Below are 20832 nucleotides of genomic sequence, written 5' to 3'. Positions count from 1 at the left end.
ATTCACTCCTTTTCATTTATAGCGGAAACGTCGATTTGACTTAGTAAATGTTCAACATCCTCTTTTTTACAAAGATCGTCTTGGAAAGCTGTGGCACTTCCTGAAGCTACCCCGTACCGGAAAGCATCCTCTATAGGTTCATCCTTTTCTAAAGCCGCAAGAAATCCGGATACAACAGAATCACCAGCTCCGACTGAGTTTTTAACCTCACCTTTTGGAACATTGGCATACAGCTCTTTCCTATGCCCGATATAAACGGCTCCTTCACCGCCCATCGATACAATCACATGTTTGACCCCTTGATCGATTAATTTCCTTCCATAAAAGGCTGCTTTTTTTCTTGAGTCGATGGTGACATTAAAGAGATCCCCTAGTTCATGATGGTTCGGTTTTAATAAAAACAAGGGATGTCCCAGTAGTTGTTCTAAAGCTGATCCGGATGTATCAGCAACTACTTTTGTATCATTTTCTGCACATATAGTTGACATTTGGACGTAAAAGTCTGCAGGAAGTGAAGAAGGAAGGCTTCCTGCAAGAACAAGCGTATCCTTATTTGAGAGTCTCTTAATTTTCCTAAGTAATTCTTGTTGAAGTTGTTCAGAAATCTCCGAACCGGGTCCATTGATTTCTGTTTCCTCGTTACTTTTTAGTTTTACGTTAATACGAGTGTGCTGTTTCGTATCAATGAAATCATGTTGAATGGATTCACTATCAAGGAATTGTTGAACAAACGCCCCTGTAAACCCCCCGATATACCCAATTGCTTGTGTTTGCACGTCCAGTCTGGACATAACGCGGGAGACGTTGATGCCTTTTCCTCCCGGATAATAAGAAGTGTCCTGAGCTCTATTCAGACCGCCTGCTTCAAACTCATTCACATGCATGATGTAATCGATAGAAGGGTTTAATGTACATGTGTAAATCATGTTGTCACAACCTTTATATTTGTTTTCCGTCTATACTCTTCTATAGCCTTTCCATTGTAGTTCGTAATCATTTCTGCATCGGATAAATCTGCGAATTTCAAAAAAGCAACTTCCTCAAATTTCGAATGGTCGACTAAGATATAGCGGTTCGTAGATAATGTCAAAGTCATCTGTTTGATGGCAGCTTCATCCGGGTCCGGAGTCGTGTAGCCATCGGTCAGAGTCACACCGTTCGCTCCAATAAAGCATTGATCAAAACGATATTGCTGGAGGTTTTTAATTGCTCCAGCTCCCACCACAGCTCCGGTCTGGTGCTTAACATGGCCGCCGAGAACGTACGTTTTAATTTGGTGTTTATTCAAAACATCAAGGTGGCTTAAACCATTGGTAACGACAATGATATTCTTTTCTTTTAAAAGTGGAATCATCTCATACGTAGTGGAACCAGCGTCGATGAATATGCAGTCTCCATCTTGAACGAGAGAAGCCGCGGATTTTGCTATGGCTTTCTTTTCATTATGAAATTTAGTGATTTTTTCAATCATTGGGGGTTCTTCGCTGGCAGAACTTCTTAACGATGCTCCACCGTGAACACGTCTAAGCAGGCCTTTTTCTTCTAACTGATCCAAGTCACGGCGTATGGTGGATTCTGAGGCTCCAGTGACTTCGACTAAACGTTTTATTTTTGATGTATGATCATTTTTGACTGTTTTTAAAATCAGCTGTTGGCGTTCTGGTGTAAGCATGTTTCATGCACCCCTTGTTGTTATCTGTATTCATCATAAAAGAAAACCCTTTCAAAGATCAACCCTAAACCATCATAAATAATCAAAAACATTCACAAATAATCATTGGAATTAATTAAAAAAAATGGAAAATATCTGATGCTCGGTTCCGAAAATGATGTATAGAGAAACGTGATGTTGGGTAACTCTCGTCTTCCGAACCCACATGAGGCAGGGCGGTCGATTCGAGTGCACCAAAACTTTTACACCGCAGAAAAGATAAGGTCTTCCTGCTCAAGTGCCCCGAAGCTGCGTCTTTAAGGTAAAGGAGATAGTATGGAGATGAGATGTAAGGGTATAATTTTGATTGAAATCGATCAGGGCTGGGAGGAGAAGAATAAGCTTGCTGATGAAAGCCTTTTATGCTACATTTAATCTAGTTATTTGTACGTCTTTAGGAGGTGTCGGCGCATCATGGAAACACTCGCAATTACTTTGTTAGCGATTGATACTATTGCATTGATCGTACTCGTTTTATTACAATCTGGAAAAAGTGCTGGTCTTTCAGGAGCCATTTCTGGAGGGGCGGAGCAATTATTCGGTAAACAAAAAGCACGTGGAATTGACGCGGTGTTGCACAAAGCAACCATTGTTACAGGCGTTTTATTTTTCGTTTTAGCTTTTTTGACGGCATATATCCTTGGTTAATAAGAAACTGCGCTTCCGTTTAGAAGCGCAGTTTCTTTGTTTATTATTTAGAAAATTATATAAATTAATAGAGGGAGACTTTTGAATGGAGCAGCTGCTTAGCTTCTGTGGGTGAAAAGGATAATGTAAGAATAGATCATACATAAAGTGGTTCCATATTTGGCGTTGTGATTCCTGGGATTATTGGTTGATGGGAGATTAAACGTAAAATGTGCCAGGGTAACTTAATTTTGGTAAAATAGAATACATTGCGTTTTTGGAATGAAATTTTAAAAAAAGGACATAGATGAAGTAAGGAGAGAATGACATGAAAATTAAACAACCTCAGCCATTTACGTTTGAGGAAGGAGAACGTGCGGTATTATTATTACATGGTTTTACTGGTCACTCTGCGGATGTGCGGATGCTTGGCCGCTTTCTGCAAAAGCACGGTTATACCACTCATGGTCCGATTTATGCGGGACATGGAAAAGAGCTTGAAGCATTAATTGAAGCAAGACCTGAAGATTGGTGGGCAGATGTCCAGAATGCTTTGAACCACCTGCGTGAGCTTGGTTACAAAAAAATAGCAGTAGCAGGTTTGTCGCTCGGTGGAGTGCTTGGTCTGAAACTTGCCTATTCGGAGCCAATCAAGGGAATTGTTACGATGTGTTCTCCGATGTTTTTTGATAATGAAAAACAACTCACCCAAGGATTTGAATTTAAAGCTAGACAATATAAACAATTAGAAGGAAAAGATAAAGAAACTATTGAACAGGAAGTAAAGGAATTGTTAAACGAATCTGAAGAAATGTTTAAACAATTAGGTGGGTTTATTAGAGAAGTTCATGATGAAGTCGATCAAATCTATACACCGACATTCGTAGTTCAAGCAGAAAATGATGAAATGATTAACACAGAAAGTGCAAACTATATTTATGAACAAGTAGAAGCCGATCAAAAGGAAATTAAATGGTACAAAAACTCTGGCCACGTGATCACAATGGATAAGGAAAAAGAGCAGCTTCATGAAGACATCCTCGCATTCCTTGAATCTCTGGACTGGTCATAAAGCCGGGGTCTTGTCCTCATTTAAAAGGAGGTAAGGCAATTGAGCACAGAATTAAAACAACAAATTTTGAATTTTTTCAAGGAAACAGCATCTAAACCATTATCTGTACAAGAACTTGAAGAAACGATGGATCTTGGCAGTTCCGATGAATTCAAGGACCTCATGAAGGTGCTGAATGAGCTGGAGGAAGAAGGGGAGCTTGTACGTACGCGAAAAAATCGTTTCGGACTGCCTGAGAAAATGAATCTGATTCGTGGTCGGATTCAAATGCACGCCAAAGGTTTCGCTTTTCTCATTCCCGATGAGGAAGATAAAGATGATGTATACATTCACCACTCTGATCTTCACTCTTCCATGAACAATGACAAAGTGTTAGTTCGTATAGAAAAGCGTAAAGAAGATGGAACGCGTCCAGAGGGGACCGTTATTCGTATTTTGGAAAGAGCAACGACAAGAGTGGTTGGAACCTATGAATCCAGCCGGAACTTCGGCTTTGTTATTGCGGATGACAAACGAATCCCCAATGATATTTTTATTCCGAAGGGACAGACAAATGGAGCCATTGACGGTCACAAAGTTATCGTCAATATCACAAAGTTTCCTGAGGATCGGATGAGTGCAGAAGGGGAAATTGTAGAGATTCTTGGTCACAAGAACGACCCGGGCATTGATATTATTTCTATCATTTATAAACATGGTATTAAAGTTGATTTTCCAGAGGAAGTGCTCCAACAAGCGGCAGACACACCTGATGAAATTGCAGAAGGTGAGATTCAAAACCGCCGTGATTTACGTGATGAAATGATAGTAACAATTGACGGAGCAGATGCTAAGGATCTTGACGATGCTGTTATGGTCAAGAAACTGGATAATGGAAACTATAAACTTGGCGTTTCCATAGCAGATGTAAGTTATTATGTAGAGGAAGGTTCGCCGATTGATAAAGAAGCACGTGAGCGTGCAACGAGCGTGTACTTAGTTGATCGTGTTATCCCGATGATTCCACACCGGTTATCCAACGGTATTTGTTCATTGAATCCACAAGTGGATCGTTTGACCTTAACATGTGAAATGGAAATTAATAGTGATGGTGAAATCGTTAACCATGAGATTTTTCAAAGTGTGATTAAAACGAATGAACGAATGACGTACAAAGATGTTAACAGTATTCTTCAAGATGAGGATCCAGAATTAATCCAAAAGTACGAGGACCTCGTGCCGATGTTCCGAGAAATGGAAAACCTGGCAAGTATTTTGAGAGGGAAACGTATGGGACGCGGTGCGATTGATTTCGATTTTAAAGAAGCGGGTGTTGTTGTCGATGAAGAAGGGAAAGCTGTAGACGTCCGCTTACGTGAACGATCAGTTGCTGAACGGTTAATTGAAGAGTTTATGCTCGCGGCGAACGAAACAGTAGCCGAACACTTTCATTGGATGGATGTCCCGTTTATTCACCGCATCCACCAGGACCCGGATGAAGATAAACTACAGAATTTCTTCGAATTTGTAGCTAATTTGGGGTATGTAGTCAAAGGATCTGCTGAAAATGTCCACCCTCAAGCCTTACAAAAGGTCCTGGAAGAAGTGAAGGGCACCCAGGAAGATATGATCATCTCAAAACTAATGCTGCGTTCAATGCAGCAGGCGAAGTACGACCCTCAAGGGCTTGGTCACTTTGGCCTTGCGACAGATTTTTATACGCATTTCACTTCACCGATTCGTCGTTATCCGGATTTGATTGTCCACCGCTTGATTCGCACTTATCTTGTAGAAGATAAGCTGGATTATAAGACAAGGAAGCATTGGAAAGACCAAATGCCGGAAATTGCCCGTCATTCGTCAGAAATGGAACGAGCGGCAGTTGATGCAGAACGAGAAACGGACGATTTGAAAAAGGCAGAATTCATGCAGGATAAAATCGGAGAAGAATTTGAAGGTGTGATCAGCTCTGTCACTAGCTTCGGAATGTTCGTAGAGCTTCCAAATACAGTGGAAGGACTTGTGCATGTCAGTACGTTAACAGATGATTACTACCACTATCATGAAAAGCAGTACGCTATGATTGGTGAACGAACAGGGAATGTTTACCGTATTGGTGACGAAGTGACGATTCGTGTGACAAATGTGAATATTGAGGAACGTGTGGTTGATTTTGAAATTGATGGCATGAAGCCTAGAAAAGAGCGAAAACGTCCAGAAAGGCCGAAGCAGATCAAATCAAAAGGACCGGATCGGAAGAAAGATAAGAAGAACAAACAAAAAGGTAATAAACCTTTTTACAGAAATAAGGGAGTTTCTAAAAAAGGCAGCAAAAAGAAAAAATAGATCATAAAAAAACGCGCGATCGAATCGCGCGTTTTTTTATGGAACCATTAGGCACTAATGGTATTTTGAATAGTAGCCACATCTTGTTTATTCAAGTAGCGGGCAGAATTTGCCAGGTCCAAATGAACGTAACGGGACCACTGGGATAATTCATCCTTGTCCACCAGGTGATTGTTTATGTGACGGCCACTATTTGCCGTACATATGTGATAGGAAACAAAGAGCTTGCCTCTCATTAATTCTCGATCGTGGGATACAGAAACAATTGTCCATTGGTCTTTGTTGACTTGTTCCCAATCTTCAGCTAATGCGTCTGATGTGGTTAATGAGTAAAAAGTTGGTTCATTATGATCGAAGAAAATGATTTTTCCTTTTGCATCTTTCACTATATATCCAGAGTTCTTCCATGTATGACGTTCCAAAGCATGACCTTCATCTAACAGCTTTACGGCTTGCATAAAGTTCATAGTCTTTAATCCTTTCTTACGTTAAAATATTTCCTTTGAGGATTTTAAATACTATGAAGGAGCTTGTCAATATATGCAGCAGAATTTTTATATTCGATTAGTTTTCCATGTGCCGTACAGGATCCATGGGTCCTGAACATCGTAAGCAGTCAATTCGGGGATGTTTTTGAACCCATGATCTGAAAAATCAATCCAACAACCGATATGGTCAGGATGATTATTCCAGTGGTGAAGAAGAGTTTCAAAGAAACCCGGTTGTTCGTAATGATCATTCCAAAAATACTTTACATGGGAATAATCGTATTTTTTCGTATCTTTTTTGATTATGATAAACCTACTTCTATCAGGACTTTCATAAAAAGAAGAATCATTAAGATATTCGTCCGTAAAGAGTGAGTAATCGAAGGGAAGAGGATAATAGCATTCGTAAGGAAAGGTCCCTAGTTCATTTTTATTCAATTGGGTTAATAATCGATATTTCTTCTTTAAATCATGAACCGGTTCCCAGATGGATCCAGGTGTATGACCAGACAAAAGGTCAGGGCGTGTCAATATTAGGTAGTGAATGACAGGCCCTTGTTCAATGCCCAGTTTTTCAAGAACACGGCGAGCCGGGAGGTTTCCTAAATGGGTGTTGGCGCCAATCCAATTGACGCGTCGGTTCATTTTCAACCGTTCCATAATAGGCTTTAATAGTTCTGTGGCATTCCCTTTCGTTTGAAAGCGGCGGTCACTTCGTAAACGGCCCAGCATAGCGAATTTACCATCTCCAAATAAACTGTATCCGCCTATAGCAAGCATTTGGTCACTTTGGAAAAGCCCAAATAGTTCATGCATGTCTGATTGGACAAGCCTGTCGAAGATACGAACAACATAGTCATCCTCTATTCCAGTATCCATTTTGGTGAGGGCGGGATAGTCCTCCATAGTCAGTTGTTTCACGTTCATCACTTCTGTCATGGATTTAGATCTCCTTTTTCAAACTTATGCTCTTTTATATTCTCACACGTTCATTGAAAAAGTCTATGAAGACAAACGGCCCCACCTTACTTTATAACAATTGGAAATGAGGGTGACATTTGATACAATAAAGGGACGCAATAGAGGAGGAAACGCTATGCCAAGAGGACATGGAAAAACGTTAGCTCAAAATAAAAAAGCCCGCCACGATTTCGCGATTGAAGAAACGTTTGAAGCAGGAATCGTTTTACAGGGAACAGAAATAAAATCCATTCGTAATGGCCGGTTAAATCTAAAAGACAGCTTTGCCCGCATTCATAAAGGGGAAGTGTTTCTGCATAATATGCATATTTCGCCGTATGAACAAGGCAATATATTCAATCACGATCCAACTCGTGCCCGTAAATTGTTAATGCACCGTAAGGAAATTAATCAATTGATTGGGCAGACTCAGCAAAAGGGATATTCTTTAGTGCCGTTAAAGGTGTATATCAAAAATGGCGTAGCCAAAATATTAATTGGTGTTGGACGAGGGAAGAAAAAATATGATAAACGGGAAGATTTGAAGCGGAAGCAGCAAAAGCGTGAAATCGATCGCGCGATTAAGGATAGCCTTCGATAACAGGTTCCCTTGAAAAAATATATACTATCTGCTATAATATGAATTGTCGTAAACACGACATGGATCAACAGCTTGACTGTTATTCCTTAATCCTAACGGGGACGTTACGGATTCGACGGGGATAGGTCGAGCTCGGGTCGCGAGTCGAGCGACGTCTCGTAAACCGTCATTTGCCTAAATATAACTGGCGAATCTAACGAAAACCTAGCTGTAGCTGCGTAAGTAGTCTATAGCTGATCCTTCCTGGTATCGCCCATGTGCTAGATGAAGGGTCTCAAACTAAAGTGGGCTACGCGTTTTTCCACCGCCTGAGGAAAAACGAAGAGAATAATCAGGCTAGCTCCTCGGAAGCCTGTTGGTAGGCTGAAGTGGTAGTGAAAGATAATATATCAACTACGCTCGTAGAAGCCCGAGTGCCGATATCTCCGGACGTGGGTTCGACTCCCACCGTCTCCACCAATACATAATTGGTGGTTTTTTTATGCTTGAATTTAATGAATTTCCTAAAATAGGAAGACCAGGCCATCCAGAAAATGGATGGCCTGGTCTTCTTGGTTATTATCATTTATTCCTCATTATTTGTCGTCATCGTCATAAGGCGTTAATTCTTCAGATGCTTCTGTTCTCAATTCACCTTTAGGCGCGAAGTTGTCTTGAGTATTTTCTTCCATTTTTTCTTCATCCAGATTTCTTGCCACGGATTTGTGGAAGAAGTATTCAAAAATCGTCAGTGCGATTGTAGAAAAGGCAGTAGCTTCGAATACATCATCACCGACTGTTAGCGCCTCTGTCATAAAATAGACGACACCAAAAATCAAGACAAAGTCAACGAGTGTTGCGGTGGTGTTTTTCGTTCGAGCTAACGTTAAACGATCACCAACGACATATCCGATGACGCTTAGTACTAAACTAATGAGAAATACATTTCCAAATGACACATCGAAGCCTGCACCAAGTATGGCAAACAGGATTGCGAAAGTGAAAATAAATTTCCACGCAAACAACTTGATATGTTCCAAAATAAGCACCTCCTCTTTTACTATGTTTTCTCAAATGCTTCATAATCATTCATTGTATTGAATGGAACTAATTGTAAAAAAGAGGGTGTGATTGATTTCACTAAAGGGAGGTTGTATGATGGATATTTTTAGTACTGATGATAATACTACTTCACCAGGGATTTCTTCCTTCCACTACCAATGAGGCAGATGTATTGGAGGGAGAGAATTATTCCTGATGTTCAGAAGTTTGCCAGTGAAAAAAATTACACGTGGGTCATTTCTTTTGTCTCTATGCCTTAAGAAAAACTCAATTATAATCTCCGGAAAATTCCCTATACTTATTTAGCGTTTCGACATTTTTACTTTCTATTCAAACATAATTCCTTCCTTAAAATATCACCGATTTATTCTTTGGATTCCTAGATAAAAGTATGATTTTGTCTTATTCGTTAAACATAACAGCATGGACGAACGATAGGAGCGAGTCATATGAAAGCTGTAACGTATCAAGGAAAATATTCAGTAGCTGTGAAGAAAGTTCCTTACCCGAAAATTGAGAGAGATGATGATATTATCATTCGGGTAACTTCTACGGCAATTTGCGGGTCTGACCTTCATTTATATCAAGGGAATTTCCCACTTCCGATCGGGTATATCATCGGACATGAACCAATGGGTATTGTGGAGGAAGCAGGTCCAAAAGTAACCAAAGTGAAAGTCGGAGATCGAGTAGTCATTCCATTTACAGTTGCATGTGGGGAGTGTCACTATTGCAACTCCCACCAAGAAAGTCAATGTGATCATGCTAATCCCCATTATGATTCTGGGGGGTATTTTGGTTATAGTGAAAAATTTGGAAACCACCCAGGAGGACAGGCGGAATATTTAAGGGTTCCGTTTGCGAATTACACCCCATTCAAAATCCCACAGCAATGTGAAATGGAGGATGAATCCTTATTATTTTTATCAGATGTCCTTCCGACCGCCTATTGGAGTGTTGAGAACGCAGGAGTAAAGCAGGGAGATACTGTGATTATCCTAGGATCTGGACCGGTGGGGTTAATGGCGCAGCATTTTGCCTGGAAGAAAGGGGCAGAAAGAGTCATCGGGGTCGACTATATTGAAGAGCGTTTGGAGCACGCAAGAAAAGTGAATCATAGCGAAGTTTTTAATTTTACCGATTATAAAGATATGGGCGAAGTCCTGAAAGAAGAAACAAAAGGGGGGGCTGATGTTGTCATTGATTGTGTTGGAATGGATGGAAAGAAATCGCCATTAGAATTGGCGGAGCAGAAGTTAAAACTGCAAGGAGGCACACTGGGGCCGATACAAATCGCATCAAAAGCGGTGAAAAAATGTGGGACACTTCAATTAACGGGAGTTTATGGAGGAAATTATAATCTTTTTCCGTTAGGGGCGTTTTTCTCAAGAAATGTCCAAATAAAAATGGGCCAGGCGCATGCAAGAAGCTATATGGAAAGAATTTATCAACACATTATTGCAGGTGACATTGACCCAACGCGGATTATCACCCACACCATGCCATTAGAAGAGGCATCTAAAGGTTATAAGATGTTTAATAAAAAGAAAGATGGCTGTATTAAAGTTGTCTTAAAGCCATAATAAAAATGGACATTCCTTTTAACGGGTGTCCATTTTTTTATGGGGGATAGAATCCTATTAAAGTAGGAAGGAAAAGTTGAAGCGTGAAAATAAAGGAAACGGTTTCTTAAATTATGGACAACCCCACCGAAAATGGTACAATAATAAGAGACTGAATAATAAGGGAGTTATCTGGAATGAAACCGTTAATGAGAAAAATATTCGTTGTTCTCATATCTGTAATGACCTTGGGACTTTATATACCACCCATGCAGATTGACACGGAAGCAGCGGATAAAAAAGGGTTGTCAGCTGACCGTCATATTGATGAATCTGCCCTTTTAGCTAATGCAGAAGAGCTGAAGGTAGAAGAATTTAATATCATCCCAGATCTGCCCGAAGAGCCCCTTACTACCAACGAGATGATAGAAACCATGACAGAACAAGCCAAAACACAAACCCTGGCAAAAATGGGGCCGCGTATTATTGAAAAAGTTGATGAAGACATGGCTCAGACGATATTACCAAAAATCGAAGAGGTTATGGAAGAGATCCTTACATCGGTGGACACAGAAGAAGTTCCTTACTATGAAATAACCGAAGAACCCACACAGGGTTATGGTGAAAGAATTTTTAATATATACAATAAACATACGGAAGAAGAAGTGGCGCGTTTTCATGTACGAAGAGATAAGCGACCGGGAGAAGGGTACTGGTTTAATTTTCATTACCACTTACAGGAAGATAACTTTATGAAGCACAGAGAAATCGGCGAAATTTATTGGGAAAAAAATACCCCCCCAAAATGGATGTCATAAAAAGCATAGAGGAGCCTGCGCTTTAAGCCCAGGCTCCATTATTATTCCTTATCTTCTCCGATGATACGGACTTCTCTTTCAAGAGTAACACCGAACTTTTCCTTCACCGTCTTTTGGACATGTTCAATTAAAGAGATATAATCCGAGGTTGTTGCATTGTTTTTATTAATGATAAATCCTGCATGTTTTTTAGATACTTCTGCTCCACCGATATTTGTCCCTTGAAGATTGCTGTCTTGAATGAGCTTACCGGCAAAATATCCTGGAGGTCTCTTAAAGACACTTCCACAGGACGGATATTCAAGCGGCTGTTTTGATTCTCGCTTATAAGTAAGGTCATCCATCACTTCTTTAATTTTGTTATAGGAGGCCGGTTTAAGATTGAAAGTCGCTTCCACAACAATATCACCATTATCCGGGATGTTACTTGTACGATAATCGAGGTCAAGCTCAGAAGCCATACGTTTCACTAAATTTCCATGTTTATCGACCACATAGGCATAGTCAAGTACATCTTTGATTTCTCCACCGTAGGCACCAGCATTCATATACAAGGCACCGCCAACTGTGCCTGGAATACCACATGCAAATTCCAGCCCTGATAATTTTTCCTCGAGAGCATAGCGAGAGGCGTCGATAATGCGAGCTCCGCTTTGAGCAACTACTTTATGGCCTTCAGATGTAATCGAATCCAGATGTTTAAGGTTGATGACGATTCCACGAATGCCCCCGTCTTTAATAATTAAGTTCGATCCATTCCCTAGCAGAGTAAAGGGGATGTGGTCTTCATTAGAAAGCTTAACGACATTCTGTACTTCTTCATATGAAGTAGGAGTAATGAAAAAGTCAGCTTTTCCTCCAAGTTTTGTGTACAAATGGTCTCTCAGCATTTCATCCACTTTTACATTTTCCTCTTTCACAAGCTCTAACAATTTATTATAAATCTCTTGTTTCCTATTCATAAACACCAGTCCTATTAAGAGTTGTTATAATCGAATGTTCTTATTATTTTTCCTCAATCATTTCAAACGTCCATCTTTTATACAATTTATGAAGTACTGTGTAAAAAGTTCTTTGACTTTTTCACAATCACGCTTTCTATTTTATCACAAATCTCTATGGTCATTGAGTCGGATTTTAACTCAGGAATCGTGTGGAGATTACTGACAAGAATATTCCCGAAAGTGTTCGTTGACAATACTTAGCATAGGGAGGTGTAAGAAGATGGCACTAGATGTGAAATGTGAAGTGAAAAACTGTGTTCACAACCGTGATGGAATATCTTGCGGAGCAGATGAGATTTTCGTTGTCAGTCATAAAGGGAAAAAAGCAAGTCATAGTAAAGAAACAGATTGTAAGACATTTGAACCTGCTAATGTGTAACCCCCCTATATAGAAAGGTCTGCCTATGTGCAGGCCTTTTTTTCATTTTTTTCGGAGAAAGAAAGCGCTTTTATTGTATGCAATGTTTATTATTTTCAGAAAAGTTATTGCCATGTACTCCTCTTGTTAGTATCATCATGGTAAGTTGTTTTCATAAACGAAAATGTTCGACATTTATTTTAAGGGGTGTAAGGGATGGAGAAAACGAAAAAAGATTTAAGGATAAAAAGTAAAGTCATCAGTGAAGGCGTCAATCGTGTCCCGAACCGCTCGATGTTAAGGGCTGTTGGATTTACAGATGAAGATTTTAAAAAGCCAATGATAGGAATTGCCAGTACATGGAGTGAAGTGACTCCGTGCAATGTACATATCGATAAATTGGCAAGGGAAGCTAAAAGTGGAGCAGGTGAAAGTGGAGGAGCTCCGATGATCTTTAATACCATTACCGTGGCAGATGGTATTGCTATGGGACACGAAGGCATGTTCTATTCTTTGCCGAGTCGTGAGGTTATAGCTGATTCTATTGAAACGGTAACAAATGCAGAGCGTCTGGATGGTATCGTTGCCATCGGGGGGTGTGATAAGACAACCCCTGGGTGCTTGATTTCAATTGGACGGATGAATATCCCTTCTGTATATGTTTACGGCGGCACGATTCAGCCAGGGAAGTTGAACGGTGAGGATATTGATATTGTTTCCTCCTTTGAAGCTGTGGGCCAATATCATGAAGGACAAATTGATGATGAACAACTTCATAAAGTAGAATGTCATGCTTGTCCCGGAGCAGGAGCTTGTGGAGGGATGTACACAGCTAATACAATGGCCTCTGCTGTAGAAGCATTAGGCATGAGTATTCCTGGCTCTTCTTCTACTCCTGCTGTAAATGATTATAAAGAATCGGAATGCAAGCAGGCAGGAGAACTTGTGATTGAGCTGTTGGAAAAAGAGATCTATCCACGAGACATCATGACCAAAGAAGCATTTGAAAATGCGATAACTGTCGTTATGGCTTTAGGTGGGTCAACAAATGCATTCCTTCACCTACTGGCAATTGCTCATTCAGCAGGTGTCGATTTAACCTTAGATGATTTTGAGAGAATCAGACAAGAAGTACCACATATTGCGGACATGAAGCCAAGCGGGAAATACGTTATGCAGGATCTGTATGAAAGTGGCGGTGTACCAGCTGTCATGAAATTACTCCTAGAAGAAGGATTGCTTCATGGAGACTGTCTGACTGTTACTGGCAAAACGGTTGCAGAAAACCTAAAGGAAGTACCTTCCCTTAAAGAAGGTCAGAAGGTCATTGTTCCTTTTGACCAGCCGATTAAGGAAAAAGGACCACTTGTGGTATTAAAAGGGAATCTCGCCCCAGAAGGTGCTGTAGCGAAAATGTCTGGACAGAAAATCAGCCGTTTTGAAGGTCCTGCCCGTGTTTATGACGGTGAAGACGAAGCTACAACAGCTATCGTCAATGATGAGATTAAACCTGGAGATGTGCTTGTCATTCGGAACGTAGGACCTAAGGGCGGACCGGGAATGCCTGAGATGCTCTCGATCACGGCAATGATTGTCGGTAAAGGGTTAGGAGGAAAGGTCGCATTGCTAACAGATGGTCGTTTTTCAGGAGGTTCGCACGGGTTCGTTATCGGGCATGTGGCTCCTGAGGCCTTTGTTGGTGGTCCAATCGGATTGCTGAAAGAAGGAGACATGGTAACTATAGACAGTGATACTCAACAAATCAACTTTGAGGTGAGTGATGAGGAGTATGAGCGCAGAAAGCGTGATTGGAAGCGTCCCGAACCTAAGCACAAGTCTGGGGTACTTGCCAAATATGCACGTCTGGTTTCTTCCTCTTCAAAAGGGGCAGTTACAGACCTGGATTTAGATTAATGATAAGAAGACCGCTGATTAAAGCGGTCTTCTTTTAATTGGGAGAAAGGAATATCGTCCAATAATAGCGGCACTTTTTAAAAGAGGATTTTTATAAAAATATGTAGAACTTTTAATAAAGATGAGGTGATCATATGACTAAAGTTGCGCTGATTAGACATGGAAGTACTCCTTGGAATAAGGAAAAAAGAGCACAAGGAACATCGGATATCCGGTTGGATGAAGAAGGGAAGAGAGAGGCAATAAAATTAGCTGAACGGTTAAAAAATGGGACATGGGATGTATTGTATTCCAGCCCTCTATTAAGAGCGAAACAAACAGCTGAATTTATCAGTGAAAAAGTAGGATTAGACATTCTATTCGATTCACGTCTGAAAGAAGCAGGCGGCGGCCAAATTGAAGGGACTACAGAAATTGAACGCAAGGAACGATGGGGGAATGACTGGAGAACACTTGATCTTGGGATGGAGAAACCTGAAAAAGTTGTTGCTCGAGGAATTGGTTTTATGAGTGAAGTATTGGATAAACATGAGAATCAGAGCATTATCGTTGTCAGCCATGGAGCGTGGATCAGTCATTTATTAAGAGAGTTAGATGAGGATAATATAGGCGAAGAACATATGAAAAATGCTTCGTTCTCAGAGGTGTTTTTCCGTGAAGGGAAATGGTTTTGTGATCGCTTCAATTGTACACTCCATTTGGAATAGGAAAGGCGGCTCTTACAGGGGAGCCGTCTTTTTTATGATTAAGAAAACTTGGGCTCCAGAAATAGGGCCCTCTCGCTCTTACTGATCTTTAGTGAAATTCAGATCCCAGGTAATTCCATAAGGGTCTTTCACTTTGGCGTACGTTGCTCCCCAAAAAGTATCCTGTAATTCCATAAGAGTGGTTCCCTTTTCTTTTAGGAGGCTATAATAATTCTGGATTTCCTCAAGGCTGTCCAACTCTAATGCAAGCGAAATACTGCTTCCAAGTTCAACATCTTGACCAGGAAATGAATCAGACACCATGAAGAAGAGGGCATCCTTTTTGAATTGTGCGTGCATAACCCGGTCATCCGCTCCTTTAGGGGTATCAAAATCAGCTTCTCCATATGTCTGGCAGGTGATTATTTCCCCTTTAAAAACCTCTTTGTAGTACTCTAGAGCATCTCGGGCATTTCCAGTGAACGTAAAATAAGGTGTAGCTTGAGCCTTCATAAGTGAACCACTCCTTTTAGAATTTTTTATCCAACTTCATTATACTCGTTTTCTGAAAAGGAAACAAGAACAAACGTTCTCGTCCGGGGAGTAGTTCAGCGTATCTTCTCTCCTGATGGACCATACAAGGAGAGATATGGGGATCACCGTTGTTTTAGAGGGTTGTACTAAAACAGATGGAAAGAATACAGTTTTATGGAATACTCCAAGTAGCCTCGCACTTGTCCTGATATAAGATTATTATAAAATTTTTAGAGATGCTAACCCTTATTATGGCGCCTTTTTTCCATTTATTTCACGCCTAAATTAAAAAAATCTTCAGAAAACGGTTGCAATTCATCTTCTCTCGCAGTAAACTGTACCATAACAGATAAATAATAAAGTTTCTGTTATACCAAAGGAGGAGTTTAAAAATGAAAAAACAACAACATGTCCCATGTCCGCAATGTGGTTCGAAAATCGAAGGTCATACGTATAACTACATGATGGAATGCGATCGCTGCCTTGCTAAAAAAGATGAGTAGTTTTATATGGTTTCTGTTATATATCAGGTAAGGTGATTGATTTTTAATATACAACAGAAGGTGGAGGATGAATGGAAACGAAATTGTCTGGAATCCAAATTAATGGTGTTATGAGTCCGGGTTTTAAAGAGATTTTGACAGATGAGGCTTTAGAATTCCTTGCTCATTTGCATAAAAGGTTCAATGGACAAAGAAAACAGCTGCTCAAAGATAGAGCGGAAATACAAAAGAGAATCGATCAAGGAGAGCGACCGGATTTTTTAGAGGAAACCAAAGATATAAGAAATGCAGAATGGACAATAGCGCCGATCCCTGAGGAACTAGAGGATCGGCGGGTAGAAATCACCGGACCTGTTGATCGTAAAATGGTGATTAATGGTCTTAACTCAGGAGCAAAAGTATTTATGGCAGATTTCGAAGATGCAAATTCTCCGACATGGTCCAACACCATCAATGGTCAAATAAACCTCCGAGATGCCATTCAAAAAACGATTCGCTTTGAGAGCAATCAAGGGAAAGTGTATCAATTGAACGAAGAAACTGCAGTTCTTAAGGTTCGGCCGCGAGGATGGCATTTAGAAGAAAAGCATTTGTCCTATAATCAGGAAGCACTCTCAGCCAGTCTAGTCGACTTTGGGCTTTATTTCTTCCATAATGCTCAGCGTTTAATGGAAAATGGCTCCGCTCCTTATTTTTACCTTCCAAAGCTAGAAAATCACCAGGAGGCCAAGCTTTGGAACGAAGTTTTTATTTTTGCTCAGGATTATTTGAACATTCCGAAAGGTACAATCAAAGCGACCGTTTTAATTGAAACGATATTAGCCGCATTTGAAATGGATGAAATTCTTTATGAATTAAAGGATCATTCAGCAGGGTTGAACTGTGGGCGTTGGGATTATATTTTCAGTTATCTGAAAAAATTTCGCAACCACAAAGATTTTCTTTTACCTGATCGTTCGCAAGTGACGATGACTGTGCCATTTATGCGTTCCTACTCCCTTTTGACAATCCAAATCTGCCATAAACGAAATGCCCCCGCTATAGGAGGGATGGCTGCACAGATTCCTGTAAAAAATGATGCTGAGAAAAATGAACAGGCTTTTGAAAAAGTCCGTTCGGATAAAGAAAGAGAAGTGACCGATGGCCACGATGGGACGTGGGTCGCCCACCCGGCCATGGTAGAGACAGCAATGGATACTTTTGACAAGTATCTTCCAGGAGACAATCAAATCAACAAAACGAAAACACCTATTGCTATTAACGCAGATCAGTTGCTGGAAGTACCTGAAGGATCGATAACCGAGCAAGGTCTACGAACAAATATCAATGTTGGTATACAGTATATCGCTTCTTGGTTGGATGGGAAAGGAGCCGCACCAATCCATCACCTGATGGAGGATGCAGCCACTGCGGAAATTTCCAGAGCTCAAGTATGGCAGTGGATCAGACATCCGCAAGGAACTTTAGAAGACGGAAGGAATATAACAATGGAGCTTTACGCAGCCCTTAAAGAAGAGGAGATGGAGGCGATTCGGTGGGAAGTAGGAAAAGATGCCTTTGAAAAAGGTTCCTACCATCAAGCTGCAGAATTGTTCGATCGATTGATCCGGAACGATGAATTCGCTGAATTTTTAACATTGGAAGCTTATACTTATTTAACTTAAGGAGGAGTTATAAATGAATGAACGTGTTAAAAAATTGCGTGAGGATTGGCAGAATCAAACTCGGTGGAACGGTATAACAAGACCTTATGAAGCGGAGGAAGTCATCCGCTTGAGAGGTTCAATGGATATTCAGTATACATTGGCACAAAAGGGCTCTGAAAAGTTATGGAACCTGATGAACGAGGAAGATTATGTCCATGCGCTCGGTGCACTTACAGGAAATCAGGCGATGCAGCAAGTAAAGGCGGGGTTGAAAGCCATCTATTTGAGCGGCTGGCAGGTTGCAGCAGATGCCAACCTTTCAGGACATATGTATCCTGACCAGAGTTTATACCCAGCCAACAGTGTGCCGCAGGTGGTTAAAAGGATTAATCAAGCTCTTCAAAGAGCAGATCAAATCCATCATATGGAAGGAAATGATGAGATTGACTGGTTCGCTCCAATTGTGGCGGATGCGGAAGCCGGCTTTGGTGGTCAACTGAATGTCTTTGAACTTATGAAGGGTATGATTGAAGCAGGAGCAGCAGCGGTTCATTTTGAAGATCAGCTTTCTTCTGAAAAGAAATGCGGCCATCTTGGTGGAAAGGTCCTGTTGCCAACGCAAACGGCTGTTAGGAATCTTATATCAGCCAGGTTCGCAGCTGATGTTATGGGCGTCCCAACTATTATTATTGCACGTACGGATGCAAATGCAGCAGATTTGATCACAAGTGATATCGATGTCTATGATGAACCATTTCTCACTGGTGAACGAACAGCCGAAGGATTCTTCAAAACGAGATCAGGGTTGGATCAAGCTATTGCCAGAGGGTTAGCGTATGCTCCTTATGCCGACCTTGTCTGGTGTGAAACATCTGAACCCGATTTAGAGGAAGCTCGTCGTTTTGCCGAGGCGATTCATGAACAATTTCCTGGTAAACGACTTGCTTATAACTGTTCCCCTTCTTTCAACTGGAAGAAAAAGTTGGATGATGAGACTATCGCGAATTTTCAGCGAGAGTTAGGAGAGTTGGGGTATAAGTTCCAATTCGTAACTCTTGCGGGATTCCATGCTTTGAATCATGGGATGTTTGAGCTGGCCCGACATTATAAGGACCGTGGTATGGAGGCATATTCTGAACTTCAGCAGGCTGAATTCGCAAGTGAAACTCATGGGTATACGGCAACCCGACACCAGCGGGAAGTTGGTACAGGGTATTTTGATGAGGTCGCTCAAGTGATCTCTGGTGGAACTTCATCTACTACTGCATTAAAAGGGTCTACTGAATCCGAACAATTTACTTCTGAAACCGTTCGTTCAACATGATTCTTTAAAAGAAAGAGAAGATATAACAAAGAAACGTCCAATCTTATGGGCGTTTCTTTGTTGTCTTCCTGGATCACTTAGCAGGTGCTAATGCCTGCCTCCTATTCCCCGACTTTCTAGATAAATCTAGCTCCTATAGGCACATTTCTGAACCAATTTAATATGGTATGATATCTGTTATTTTCAGTGAATGTGAAAAGCAGGAGTGATATCATGCCGGTGATTACAGGAGAAGAATATATAAAGCGTATCGATGCATTGGGTGCAGAGGTTTGGATGGCGGGGGATAAAGTGAAGGGAAATATTTCTGAACATCCAGCATTTCGGGGGATTATCCAAAGCCAAGCTGAACTTTATGACCTCCAACATTCAAATAAAAAAAGCATGACCTTTTCTTCGGAAACTACAGGTAATGCTATCGGCTTATCCTATTTAATTCCGAAAACAAGAGGGGACTTAGAGAGAAGACGAAGAATGATTCAACGGTGGGCCTGGTATTCAGGAGGGCTGATGGGCAGGAGTCCGGACTATATGAATACAGTATTGGCCGCTTTTGCGGCTTCGGTGGATATCTTGGATGGGGAAGAGAATTGTTATCCAGAGCGGCTGCTTCATTTTTATGAGTACGCACGTGAAAGGGATTTATCTTTTACACATACGTTTGTGAATCCGCAAAGTAACCGGTCGAAACTTGCATTTATGGAGGAAGATGTAACCAATGCACGCATTATCGATCGAAACAGGGAAGGTTTAATCATTAAAGGAGCTAAATTGCTGGCCACTCAGGGGGGGATAACGGATGAAATGATTGTTTTTTCAGCCCCGGGTGCTCAGGAAAATGCTCATGCTTATGGATTTTCTATTCCGAGCAATACACAAGGGTTGAAGTTTGTTTGTAGGGAGTCTTTTGTGTGCAATGGATCCATGTATGATTATCCGTTTTCTTCACGGTTTGAAGAGATGGATACGATTGTCATTTTTGATGAGGTCCTTGTTCCATGGGAGCGAGTATTTTTACATGATAATATCAGAGCAGCCGCTCAATTTTATGTGAAAGGCAAGTTTGTGCCATTTACTTTACATCAAATTGCTTCAAGGCAAATAATCAAGACAGAACTCCTTTTAGGCATTGCGCAGAGAATTGTAGACACGATTCAAATTGGAGAGTATCAGCACGTTCAAAGTAAAATCGTCGAAATCATGAAAGGCTTGGAAGTCATGAAAGCGTTGGTATTAAAAGCGGAGCATGAAGCTGTCGTGGATGCATCAGGAATCATGGTTCCAGCGAGACAGCCACTGTATATTTCTGTGAATCAATTCCAAGAAATGTACCCTAGGTTTACTGAGATTATTGAGTTACTGGGAGCTAGTGGGATGATGTCGATTCCGAAAGAGTCTGATTTTAGTGGGCAGCTGGGTAAACAGCTTGATCATTTCTTACAGGGAGTTGATGTGAAAGGGACCGATCGGGTCGCCCTTTTCCGACTGGCTTGGGATTTAACGATGAGTAGCTTTGGATCAAGACAGACCTTGTATGAACGTTTTTTCTTCGGTGATCCAGTAAGGCTATCACAGACGATTTATCACATGTACGAGAATAAAAACTCATCAGATTTAGTCGATCATTTTTTAGCGAAAAAAGCTGACTCGTAAAAGTC

General features: G+C 40.9%; 19 protein-coding genes and 1 other RNA gene. 13 read left to right on the top strand and 7 right to left on the bottom strand.

Features of this window, described 5'->3' with window-relative positions; genetic code table 11:
• Window positions 1–2: 2 nt before the first annotated feature.
• Together pfkB and BLW54_RS00295 are read right to left on the bottom strand one after the other, a co-directional pair.
• The gene (gene pfkB / locus BLW54_RS00300; RefSeq protein ID WP_035506020.1) at window positions 3–926 is read right to left on the bottom strand and encodes a 1-phosphofructokinase; all 924 of its coding nucleotides are present in this window, start codon (window positions 924–926) and stop codon (window positions 3–5) included.
• The gene (locus BLW54_RS00295) at window positions 923–1672 is read right to left on the bottom strand and encodes a DeoR/GlpR family DNA-binding transcription regulator (RefSeq protein ID WP_035506018.1); all 750 of its coding nucleotides are present in this window, start codon (window positions 1670–1672) and stop codon (window positions 923–925) included. The genes pfkB and BLW54_RS00295 overlap by 4 nt, the downstream gene beginning before the upstream one ends.
• A gap of 453 nt (window positions 1673–2125) precedes the next feature.
• Here BLW54_RS00295 and secG point away from each other — a divergent pair, with 453 nt between their 5' ends.
• The 3 genes from secG to rnr all read left to right on the top strand — a co-directional run bounded on the left by secG (window position 2126) and on the right by rnr (window position 5735).
• Window positions 2126–2359 (top strand): preprotein translocase subunit SecG, encoded by a 234-nt coding sequence (gene secG / locus BLW54_RS00290; protein ID WP_035506016.1) that lies wholly within the window; start codon window positions 2126–2128, stop codon window positions 2357–2359.
• Between the two features lie 307 nt (window positions 2360–2666).
• Complete coding sequence (locus BLW54_RS00285; protein ID WP_035506015.1) at window positions 2667–3410, top strand: alpha/beta hydrolase; 744 nt, start codon at window positions 2667–2669, stop codon at window positions 3408–3410.
• A gap of 39 nt (window positions 3411–3449) precedes the next feature.
• Window positions 3450–5735: a ribonuclease R gene (gene rnr, locus BLW54_RS00280; protein WP_035506013.1), complete on the top strand. Its 2286-nt coding sequence runs from the start codon at window positions 3450–3452 to the stop codon at window positions 5733–5735.
• 47 nt (window positions 5736–5782) lie between these two features.
• Here the strand turns inward: rnr and BLW54_RS00275 are convergent, their stop codons facing one another.
• The gene (locus BLW54_RS00275) at window positions 5783–6202 is read right to left on the bottom strand and encodes a Thoeris anti-defense Tad2 family protein (protein WP_074732944.1); all 420 of its coding nucleotides are present in this window, start codon (window positions 6200–6202) and stop codon (window positions 5783–5785) included.
• Between the two features lie 87 nt (window positions 6203–6289).
• Window positions 6290–7162, bottom strand: coding sequence for a GNAT family N-acetyltransferase (locus tag BLW54_RS00270; RefSeq protein WP_074732943.1), 873 nt, complete (start codon window positions 7160–7162; stop codon window positions 6290–6292).
• 157 nt (window positions 7163–7319) lie between these two features.
• Here BLW54_RS00270 and smpB point away from each other — a divergent pair, with 157 nt between their 5' ends.
• Entirely contained in the window at window positions 7320–7784 is a 465-nt protein-coding gene (gene smpB, locus BLW54_RS00265; protein WP_035506008.1) for an SsrA-binding protein SmpB, read from the top strand.
• A 97-nt stretch (window positions 7785–7881) separates the two neighbouring features.
• Window positions 7882–8243, top strand: a transfer-messenger RNA (tmRNA) gene (gene ssrA / locus BLW54_RS00260).
• 116 nt (window positions 8244–8359) lie between these two features.
• On the opposite strand, the gene BLW54_RS00255 is transcribed toward ssrA, so the two are convergent.
• Complete coding sequence (locus BLW54_RS00255) at window positions 8360–8812, bottom strand: YndM family protein (RefSeq protein WP_231622334.1); 453 nt, start codon at window positions 8810–8812, stop codon at window positions 8360–8362.
• 462 nt (window positions 8813–9274) lie between these two features.
• Between BLW54_RS00255 and BLW54_RS00250 the strand changes: the two genes are divergently transcribed.
• Complete coding sequence (locus tag BLW54_RS00250; protein ID WP_035505909.1) at window positions 9275–10408, top strand: zinc-dependent alcohol dehydrogenase; 1134 nt, start codon at window positions 9275–9277, stop codon at window positions 10406–10408.
• A 176-nt stretch (window positions 10409–10584) separates the two neighbouring features.
• Complete coding sequence (locus BLW54_RS00245; protein WP_035505907.1) at window positions 10585–11205, top strand: YpjP family protein; 621 nt, start codon at window positions 10585–10587, stop codon at window positions 11203–11205.
• 41 nt (window positions 11206–11246) lie between these two features.
• Here the strand turns inward: BLW54_RS00245 and murB are convergent, their stop codons facing one another.
• Complete coding sequence (murB, locus tag BLW54_RS00240; protein WP_035505906.1) at window positions 11247–12167, bottom strand: UDP-N-acetylmuramate dehydrogenase; 921 nt, start codon at window positions 12165–12167, stop codon at window positions 11247–11249.
• A gap of 262 nt (window positions 12168–12429) precedes the next feature.
• Between murB and BLW54_RS00235 the strand changes: the two genes are divergently transcribed.
• From BLW54_RS00235 to BLW54_RS00225, 3 genes are all read left to right on the top strand, one after another.
• Window positions 12430–12588, top strand: coding sequence for a DUF1540 domain-containing protein (locus tag BLW54_RS00235; RefSeq protein WP_071414068.1), 159 nt, complete (start codon window positions 12430–12432; stop codon window positions 12586–12588).
• 195 nt (window positions 12589–12783) lie between these two features.
• Window positions 12784–14481, top strand: coding sequence for a dihydroxy-acid dehydratase (ilvD, locus tag BLW54_RS00230; protein ID WP_035505904.1), 1698 nt, complete (start codon window positions 12784–12786; stop codon window positions 14479–14481).
• A gap of 134 nt (window positions 14482–14615) precedes the next feature.
• Window positions 14616–15188 carry a histidine phosphatase family protein gene (locus BLW54_RS00225; RefSeq protein ID WP_074732942.1) on the top strand — a complete coding sequence of 191 codons (573 nt, stop codon included), beginning with the start codon at window positions 14616–14618 and terminating at the stop codon, window positions 15186–15188.
• Between the two features lie 78 nt (window positions 15189–15266).
• On the opposite strand, the gene BLW54_RS00220 is transcribed toward BLW54_RS00225, so the two are convergent.
• Window positions 15267–15680 (bottom strand): VOC family protein, encoded by a 414-nt coding sequence (locus BLW54_RS00220; RefSeq protein ID WP_074732941.1) that lies wholly within the window; start codon window positions 15678–15680, stop codon window positions 15267–15269.
• Between the two features lie 595 nt (window positions 15681–16275).
• On the opposite strand from BLW54_RS00220, the gene aceB reads away from it, so the two are divergent.
• The 3 genes from aceB (at window position 16276) to hpaB (ending at window position 20827) form a co-directional block, all read left to right on the top strand.
• The gene (gene aceB, locus BLW54_RS00215) at window positions 16276–17868 is read left to right on the top strand and encodes a malate synthase A (RefSeq protein WP_074732940.1); all 1593 of its coding nucleotides are present in this window, start codon (window positions 16276–16278) and stop codon (window positions 17866–17868) included.
• 13 nt (window positions 17869–17881) lie between these two features.
• On the top strand, window positions 17882–19174 hold the full coding sequence (gene aceA / locus BLW54_RS00210) for an isocitrate lyase (protein WP_074732939.1): 1293 nt from the start codon (window positions 17882–17884) through the stop codon (window positions 19172–19174).
• 213 nt (window positions 19175–19387) lie between these two features.
• On the top strand, window positions 19388–20827 hold the full coding sequence (hpaB, locus tag BLW54_RS00205) for a 4-hydroxyphenylacetate 3-monooxygenase, oxygenase component (protein ID WP_074732938.1): 1440 nt from the start codon (window positions 19388–19390) through the stop codon (window positions 20825–20827).
• Window positions 20828–20832: the final 5 nt, after the last annotated feature.

Source organism: Halobacillus karajensis (assembly GCF_900108515.1).
GTDB classification, from domain to species: domain Bacteria; phylum Bacillota; class Bacilli; order Bacillales; family Halobacillaceae; genus Halobacillus; species Halobacillus karajensis.
This window is presented reverse-complemented; position numbering and strand designations above follow the sequence as displayed.

Coding starts and splice junctions, on each gene's coding strand:
- BLW54_RS00250 (WP_035505909.1), top strand. CDS start 9,275: ATGAAAGCTGTAACGTATCAAGGAAAATATTCAGTAGCTGTGAAGAAA.
- BLW54_RS00235 (WP_071414068.1), top strand. CDS start 12,430: ATGGCACTAGATGTGAAATGTGAAGTGAAAAACTGTGTTCACAACCGT.
- aceA (WP_074732939.1), top strand. CDS start 17,882: ATGAATGAACGTGTTAAAAAATTGCGTGAGGATTGGCAGAATCAAACT.
- aceB (WP_074732940.1), top strand. CDS start 16,276: ATGGAAACGAAATTGTCTGGAATCCAAATTAATGGTGTTATGAGTCCG.
- secG (WP_035506016.1), top strand. CDS start 2,126: ATGGAAACACTCGCAATTACTTTGTTAGCGATTGATACTATTGCATTG.
- ilvD (WP_035505904.1), top strand. CDS start 12,784: ATGGAGAAAACGAAAAAAGATTTAAGGATAAAAAGTAAAGTCATCAGT.
- BLW54_RS00295 (WP_035506018.1), bottom strand. CDS start 1,672: ATGCTTACACCAGAACGCCAACAGCTGATTTTAAAAACAGTCAAAAAT.
- BLW54_RS00225 (WP_074732942.1), top strand. CDS start 14,616: ATGACTAAAGTTGCGCTGATTAGACATGGAAGTACTCCTTGGAATAAG.
- BLW54_RS00245 (WP_035505907.1), top strand. CDS start 10,585: ATGAAACCGTTAATGAGAAAAATATTCGTTGTTCTCATATCTGTAATG.
- BLW54_RS00275 (WP_074732944.1), bottom strand. CDS start 6,202: ATGAACTTTATGCAAGCCGTAAAGCTGTTAGATGAAGGTCATGCTTTG.
- pfkB (WP_035506020.1), bottom strand. CDS start 926: ATGATTTACACATGTACATTAAACCCTTCTATCGATTACATCATGCAT.
- BLW54_RS00285 (WP_035506015.1), top strand. CDS start 2,667: ATGAAAATTAAACAACCTCAGCCATTTACGTTTGAGGAAGGAGAACGT.
- BLW54_RS00270 (WP_074732943.1), bottom strand. CDS start 7,162: ATGACAGAAGTGATGAACGTGAAACAACTGACTATGGAGGACTATCCC.
- murB (WP_035505906.1), bottom strand. CDS start 12,167: ATGAATAGGAAACAAGAGATTTATAATAAATTGTTAGAGCTTGTGAAA.
- hpaB (WP_074732938.1), top strand. CDS start 19,388: ATGCCGGTGATTACAGGAGAAGAATATATAAAGCGTATCGATGCATTG.
- BLW54_RS00220 (WP_074732941.1), bottom strand. CDS start 15,680: ATGAAGGCTCAAGCTACACCTTATTTTACGTTCACTGGAAATGCCCGA.
- smpB (WP_035506008.1), top strand. CDS start 7,320: ATGCCAAGAGGACATGGAAAAACGTTAGCTCAAAATAAAAAAGCCCGC.